Source organism: Pseudomonas sp. XP1, assembly GCF_053557675.1.
In genome coordinates this window covers 3,134-8,220 of sequence record NZ_JBNRIJ010000066.1, presented here as the reverse complement: position 1 = coordinate 8,220, position 5,087 = coordinate 3,134, and the positions used below count along the sequence as shown (strand labels likewise).

At 61.7% G+C, this 5,087-nt stretch carries 5 protein-coding genes; 3 read left to right on the top strand and 2 right to left on the bottom strand.

The features are described from left to right. Positions 1-1,876, bottom strand: a 1,876-nt coding sequence (gene lapD / locus ACK1U9_RS25540; RefSeq protein ID WP_449110269.1) for a cyclic di-GMP receptor LapD, incomplete at its 3' end; no start/stop codon positions are given. A 10-nt stretch (positions 1,877-1,886) separates the two neighbouring features. Then, on the bottom strand, positions 1,887-2,648 hold the full coding sequence (lapG, locus tag ACK1U9_RS25535) for a cysteine protease LapG (RefSeq protein WP_178081828.1): 762 nt from the start codon (positions 2,646-2,648) through the stop codon (positions 1,887-1,889). Positions 2,649-2,852: 204 nt separating this feature from the next. On the opposite strand from lapG, the gene ACK1U9_RS25530 reads away from it, so the two are divergent. From ACK1U9_RS25530 to ACK1U9_RS25520, 3 genes are all read left to right on the top strand, one after another. Further along, complete coding sequence (locus tag ACK1U9_RS25530) at positions 2,853-3,542, top strand: GntR family transcriptional regulator (RefSeq protein ID WP_046617194.1); 690 nt, start codon at positions 2,853-2,855, stop codon at positions 3,540-3,542. A 108-nt stretch (positions 3,543-3,650) separates the two neighbouring features. Further along, positions 3,651-4,154 (top strand): sigma-70 family RNA polymerase sigma factor, encoded by a 504-nt coding sequence (locus ACK1U9_RS25525; protein WP_046617195.1) that lies wholly within the window; start codon positions 3,651-3,653, stop codon positions 4,152-4,154. Positions 4,155-4,158: 4 nt separating this feature from the next. Continuing rightward, a partial coding sequence (locus tag ACK1U9_RS25520; RefSeq protein WP_449110268.1) for a FecR family protein occupies positions 4,159-5,087 on the top strand: 929 nt, incomplete at its 3' end.

Below are 5,087 nucleotides of genomic sequence, written 5' to 3'. Positions count from 1 at the left end.
ACCGGTCACCTTCCGTCTCTACCCGCTCGGCAATCAGCGGCAGGTCGATGCTGTGTGCAGCGCGCTGGACCGCTTCGATGAACAGCCGCTTGTGCTGCTCTTGGTCAATGTTGCGGATGTAGCTGCCATCGATCTTCAGGTACGCCAGCCCCAGGTGCGCCAGGTTGCCGATCATGCTGAATCGCCCACCAAAGCGTTGCAGCGCCAGGCCGAAACCAAGCGCGTGCAGGCGCCGGGTGAGTTGCTCCAGGGCCGCCTGCTCAGGCAACTGTTCCTCGCCAATTTCGAAAACCAGCCGCGGGCCGAGCGCCGTATTCTGGCCCAGAAGCTCGAAAACACGCTGAAGGGCCTTGGGGTCGGCCAGGGTGGCGGCTGACAGGTTCAGCGCCAACACCTGGTCATGCCCTCGAAGATGCGCCAGCACCTTCTCCAACACCAGCACATCAAGCCGCGGCATCCAGCCGAAGCGCTCCAGCCAGGGCAGGAAGCGTCCCGCCGGCAGCGCCTCGCCCTGGCCATCCTGCAAACGCGAAATCACTTTGTGGTGCAGTACTCGTTGCGCAGAAGCGCAATCCACCACTGGCTGGAAGAACAGTTCGAAATGCCCATTGTTGAACGCCTGGTCCAGCCGCTCATGCCAGACATGCTGGCTGTCCGCGGCAACTGCAGCCACGCCTTGTTCAAGGCATACCCAACCCGGCGTTGGCTGGTTCTCGGCGCGGGCCAGGGCCTCGTCGGCAAGCTTCAGCAATGCCTGCGGTGAATCACCGGGGCTGAACGGCGCCAGGCCGATACAAGCAACCGGGTCGATATCACTGGCGCCCGTTTCGTGCAGGCTGTGCAGCGTCGCTTCCAAGGCCTGGGCAAGCTGTACCGCCTCTTCATGCACCATACCCGGCGCCAGCACGGCGAACTCGCCCCCACGGCTACGGGAAATCAGGTCATTGGTTTCCGGGTAGCTGGCACAGGTGCGACGCAATTGCTCACCCACGGCCTGTAGCAACTGGTCGGTACGCTGGCCGCCAAGACGGGCGTTCAACCCCGCCAGCCCCTGGACCCGCAGCAACAGCAGGTAGCCGGCGCGCGCTTCTTCCAGGTTGCTCACCCGGGTGTTCAGTTGCATCTCGAAATAACGGCGGTTGGAGAGTCCAGTCAGGCTGTCCTGGTAGGACTCGGCACGCAGCCGCTCACTACGCTCGGCCTGCTCGGTAAACAGTGCCTTGAGCTTCTCGACCATCTGGTTCATCGCCTGTACTACCCGGCGCAGCTCCGGTGTGCGCGGCAACTCGGGCAGGCTGAGGAATTCGCGGCGGGCAATGGCGTGGGACTGCTCGACCATGTAGTCCAGCGGCCGCAACTGGCGACGCAAGAGCAAGGCGCCAAGTACCGCACTGGCCGCGCCACACAGCAGCAGCCAACCCAGGCTGCCCAGGGCGCTCTGCCAGAGTTTGGCAATGGCGAACATCGGGTGGCTGATTACTTCAACGCGTGCGGCCTGCTGCCAGCCGCGGCTGACGATGGCATCGCCACCGGCGGCCTCCAGTCCGATCAAGTGCACGAACCAGCGCGGCACACCGCCTGGGTCCGGTTCGGCGTGGCGCTCCACCAGCACAGCATTGGAGCCCAGGTCGACGACCTTGATGCTTGAGTAGTAACCACTGTCGAAGATAGAACTGACCATCAGCTCGACCATCGCCGGGTCATCGATATTCGGCGTCAGCGACAGCGCCAGCGCGGTCGCCGCATCCTGGGCGTGCGATCGCAACTGGTTGACGTACTGGCTGCGAGAGCTTTCCAGGCTGACCATGAAACTGCCACTGAAGGCGACCACCAGGAACAGGCAAATGGCCAACAGCAATTGTTTGAACAGTGACATCTGTGCTCCTTCAGTAGACCGGCTCGGCCGGGAACCCTTCGGCCTGCATTTTCTTCAGCAAATCCTGCCAGCGTGACAACCGCTTGGTATCGCCGACCTTCTTGTTGCCTGTGGCGCCCGTCAGCCACAAGCCCTCACCATTGAAGGCGTACACCGGCAGCAGGTCGGTACGCTGGCTGGCCGGCTTGATGGCATCCATCAGGCTGTCGAGCACCAATGGTTGTGCCTGTGGGCTTGAATAATAGGTCAGGACCATGTGCGCCCGGTTCTGCCGCAGCGCCTTGACGTAGGTGATGCGCAGCTTTTCGCTGGGGATGCCCATGCGCCGCAGACTGAAATACTTGGCGATGGCGTAGTCCTCGCAGTCCCCTGCGCCCTTGATCAGCGCCTGCACCGGCGTGGCCCAATAATCGACCTCATGCCACAGGTCGATATCCTCGACATAGCGCAATTGCTGGTTGAAGAAGCGGTTTACCACCTGCAATCGCTCAAGCTCCGTACCCTGCTTCTGCGTGGCCATCAGGTTTTGCCAGGCATCGATCCGGCCCTGCCCGGCGCCCAAGGGGCCATAGAGTGCCTGCGACTTGCGGCTGATCTGGGAAAAGTCCCAATCCGCATGCAAACCGCCCAGCAGCAGGCCGCCCAGCAGCGCAGCAAGGCCGACACGTTGCACAACGGTTTTGAGCATCCAGGATATCGCCACTGCGAAGCCCTGTTCAGGCCAGTCGAAAGCAGCGATGGTGCGGCTTGCCACGGCAAAAAACAATGGCACCCTGCAATCATGCACCCGCTGGTCAGTCGACCTACACTTTCCGGTTATAACATTCTGGAGGCCGCTTCCTTTGCCGGGCGACTTCATCCACCATAGCCGCGCTTTTGGGGCGCCTGTTCCACCACCAGTACAGGTTTGACGCCCCCAAGAGCTGTTACTAGTGTAATTGGATCCAACTTTAGTCATCGTTGAGGCAGACGTCGCGTGGCCGAGAAAATCAAATTGAGCAATGTGCTGGCCAGTGAGCAGCTGTTGCCGCATCAGGCCCGTGGCGTGATCGAAGAACGCCTGCGCAGTGCCATTCTCGATGGTCGCTTGCCCCCAGGTACCGCCGTAAGACAACAAGAACTCGCCACCTTGTTCGGTGTCAGCCGCATGCCCGTGCGCGAGGCCCTGCGCCAGCTCGAAGCGCAATCGCTGCTGAAAGTGGAAATGCACAAGGGCGCGGTGGTTGCGCCGTTGATCGGCGAGGACGCGGTGGACACCTATGCCCTGCGCGTGCTGCTCGAGACCGAAGCGTTGCGCCAATCCATTCCGCTGCTAGATGCCAGCGACATCGACAATGCCCGCGGGTATATCCAGCAACTGGAAAACGAAACCCGCCACGCTGAAATCGGCCGCCTCAATCGCCTGTTCCACATGTCGCTGTACAACAAGGCGCCGAACAAGAAGCTGCTGCGTCTGATCGAGGACGAACTGAATGAGGAAGAGCGCTTCCTGCGGTTTCATCTCTCGTCCATGGGCCTGGGCAAGCTCACCCAGGACGATCACAACGCACTGGCGGATGCGGCGAGCGACAAGCTGGTAGACGAAGCTGTAGCAGTGCTGGAGCGGCACCTGAATAACGCATCGCGGGTAATCCGCAAGTACCTGGATACGCAACTGGGGCGCTAGCGGGTAGTGACTGCCCGCATGGAGTCGGATGGGTTGCAAATTGATCGGCGCCCAGCCAACAATGAGACTAATTATCATTAATGTCCATTGATGGCAGCACCCGTACCCATGCCCAGCAACGATTCCGTGCAAACGCTCTATAGTGACCACCACGGCTGGTTGCATGCCTGGCTACGCAGCAAGCTGGGCAATGCCGCCGATGCAGCAGACCTGGCCCAGGACACCTACGTGCGCCTGTTGCAGCGTCGCGAAAACCTGAAACTGAACACACCACGGGCCTTCCTGCGGACGGTCGCGCGCGGGCTGGTGATCGACCACTGGCGGCGCGAGGAACTGCACAGGGCCTACCTTGAGGCACTGGCACAGGTGCCGGAAGCACAGGCCCCCTCGGTCGAAACCCGTGAGCTGCTGCTGGAATTGCTGGAGCGCATCGCGCGCATGCTCGACGGCCTCAAGCCCAAAGTACGCCGCGCATTCCTGCTGGCCCAATGCGAGGGGCTGAAGCACCAGGCCATCGCCGACCAGATGGGGATCTCGGTACGTACCGTGGAGCGCTACATCGCCGACGCGCTCTACCATTGCTATCTACTGCGCTACGCCGACGAGTGCTGACGTGATGACCGCCGCACAGCCTGGCGCAACAGCGGTCAAGCAGGCCATCCAGTGGATACTGAGGCTACGCGAGAGCGGGCATGACCCTGCCGTGCAGCAACAGTGCAGGCAATGGCGCACTACCCACCACGAACATGAACAGGCCTGGCAACGGGTTATTCACCTGCATCAGGACCTTGACCTGAGTGCCGTCCCTGGCGCAGGGCTGGCTTTGCAGACCCTGGAGACCAGCCAGCGCCGCCTGCACCGTCGGCAGGCGCTGAAGCTGCTTGGTGGCGTTGCCATGGTGGGGACAGCGGCATGGCTGGGAAAAGATCTCGATGCGGTCAACGCCTGGGCATCGGACTACACCACCGGTACGGGCGAACGGCGCAGCTTCGCGCTTCCCGACGGCTCGCTGATGCAACTCAATACCCGCAGTGCCGTCGACCTGGCCTTCAATGACCAACAGCGCCTGGTCCGCCTGAAACAGGGGGAATTGATGATTGCCTGCAATCCGCAGCGTCCCTTGCTTGTGCAAACTCGTGACGCGTTGCTGGAAGGGTTTGAAGGGCGCTTTGTGGCGCGCCAGGACAACGACTGCACGCAGGTCAGTGTCAGCCATGGCAGGGTGGCGATACACCGACCTGGCAATGGCCAGCTGCAATGGATGGAAAGCGGCCAGAACTGGCGCCTGGATGCGCAAGGTACACACCGGCTCGAGCAGGTAGACATGGATGCGATGGCCTGGACTGAGGGCCTGATCGTCACCCGGAACATGCGGCTGTTCGACTTCCTCTCGCAGGTCAGCCGTTATCGCCATGGATATCTGGGCTGCAGCGACGACATTGCCGATTTGCGCCTGTCGGGTGTATTCCGCCTCGAAGAACCGGAGCAGCTGCTGCAGCTGCTGCCAAGTACACTGCCCGTGCGGCTTCGCCAACGTACACGCTG